Below are 2,099 nucleotides of genomic sequence, written 5' to 3' on the forward strand. Positions count from 1 at the left end.
GTCATATAATATATGAGTATATTCAGAGAGTTAGTTAGATTAGATATATTAGATTTGAATTACGACCTTTCCTCAGAAGAGATTAAACAAGTAGACTTACTTGGGTCAGGTAAATATGATTTAATTGAAGGGATTGTTCGTTTTTTTTACAATGTTTTTGTCAGCATGTTTTTCTTGAAATTTAACTTTAGAAAATCAAATAATGAAAATATTTTTTTTGTAGGTAGTGTAAATCAGGAAAAGGCATTACAGCCGTTATCTGCTAAAGTTGGAGGGAGTTTTTATTATCATGGGAATTATAAAAATGTTATTTTCTCTAATGGAGAAAGCTTTTCATATTTAGTATCATTAACCTGTATACCACTTTATTTATACACTTACTTTTTTAGAGCTAATGACTTTCAAAAAAGAATGATGCGTTGTCGCTTTGATCGTTATATTCATACATATGGACTTTACTTAAATTACTCAGTTTATTTTAATAATAAAAAAACTAAATCTATTTTTATTAGCAATGATCATACCGTTTGGTGTCGAGTGGCAAATTATGTTTGCAAGCAGAAAAAAATTAGGACTATATATATACAGCATGCAAATGTAAGTAAGATGTTTCCTCGTTTAAACTTTGATTATGCTTTTTTAGATGGATCATACAGTAAATCGGTTTATAAAGTAGATGATCATGTTAAAGTTTTTAAAGTAGGTTGTGTTAGATTTGAAAACACTATAGAAAATAGCGTAGTAACAGCTAAGAAAAGCGGGGTTTTAATCTGTTTCAATAAGATAGATAAAAATGAATTTATTATTGAACTTTGTAAAAAGTTCATGGATTCTGGTCTTAAAGTTGGGTTTAAAATGCACCCTGCTGATAGGAGGCATGAACTAGTTAGTACCATTGAATCTTTTGGTATCTATAATGAATCACAAAAAGATGCTATTGTAAGTTTGAGTGATTATGAATTTTGTGTTGCAGGTAACTCCTCAATATTCTTAGATGCATCAATAGCCAAGTGTAAATGCCTGTCATTTAGAGATTGGATAGGAACTGATGATTATTATGATTTTGAAAAAAATAGAGTAGTGATGGTGTTAAGTGATATTGATGATGCTATAGATGTTATCAAAGATAAAAAAATAGAATTTAATAGTGATGGACCAAGTTCTATATATAACTCTACTGATAAAGAATTAGCACATATATCAATGCCATCCAATAGAATAATACATACATTGAGTAACTTTCGTGATAAAAAACATTAAATATTTAAGGGGTTCTGATGTTTATGTAATCCCAGTATTGTTATTTTTAATATCTTACTGTTTTCCTTCGTATATGATTAAATTTGGGTTGTTAACAGTAATATATACGACTATATCATTATTTCTCTTCTGGAAATATGGTATGGAAAAAAGGTTGGTTGCATATTCATTTATAACATTCTCCTTATTCAATATAGGAATGTTAATCAACACTAATGAACCAGAAGTTGCAGTTCTTATATATCAAATATCATATCTATTTTTTATTTTTAATACATGTATATATTTATATAATAATCCCAATACTTTTCATTCAATAGCAAAATTTAATGCGATTTTTTTTACTTTATTCTTAACCGGTCATTATCTTTATTGTAAAACAATTGGTGTTCCTTTTTATATATATGCCAACGAGATATTTTTTGAGCAAAGTCGAAATAGTGTAAGTTGGTATGCTATTTTTTCTATGCTTTTTTATGCTTACTCTTGTATGTTACTTGGTGAGAAAGCTAAAGTGATTTATTTGATACCACTTGTTTTTTATTGTTTGATTTTATATGGGCGAAGTGGCATCGCGTTAGCTTTGGCATCATTAATATTAATAGTAACACGTGGCTCTATTAGTAAACTGCTTATGTTATCTATTTTAGCTGGTATAGTGATAATTTATAATTTACCTTGGATTCAAGATGCTATTTTAGAAACAAACTTTTCTCGTGGTTTTGAATCACCTAGAAGTATGATTAATAGTGAATTTATGAACTCATTAAATCTAAAAACATTTTTTTTAGGTGTAAATATATGGGATGTTCCTACTGCTTTTGGCTATGGTGGTAATC

General features: G+C 28.1%; 2 protein-coding genes. Both read left to right on the forward strand.

The window, feature by feature from the left end:
• The first annotated feature begins 54 nt into the window (after positions 1–54).
• Positions 55–1,260, forward strand: a complete 1,206-nt coding sequence (locus L4D09_RS28680; RefSeq protein ID WP_428460939.1) for a hypothetical protein — start codon at positions 55–57, stop codon at positions 1,258–1,260.
• 142 nt (positions 1,261–1,402) lie between these two features.
• The coding region (locus L4D09_RS28685; protein WP_428460940.1) for a hypothetical protein at positions 1,403–2,099 on the forward strand (697 nt) is incomplete at its 3' end.

The sequence above is a fragment of the Photobacterium makurazakiensis genome, from assembly GCF_050336715.1.
Taxonomy (GTDB): Bacteria; Pseudomonadota; Gammaproteobacteria; order Enterobacterales; family Vibrionaceae; genus Photobacterium; species Photobacterium makurazakiensis.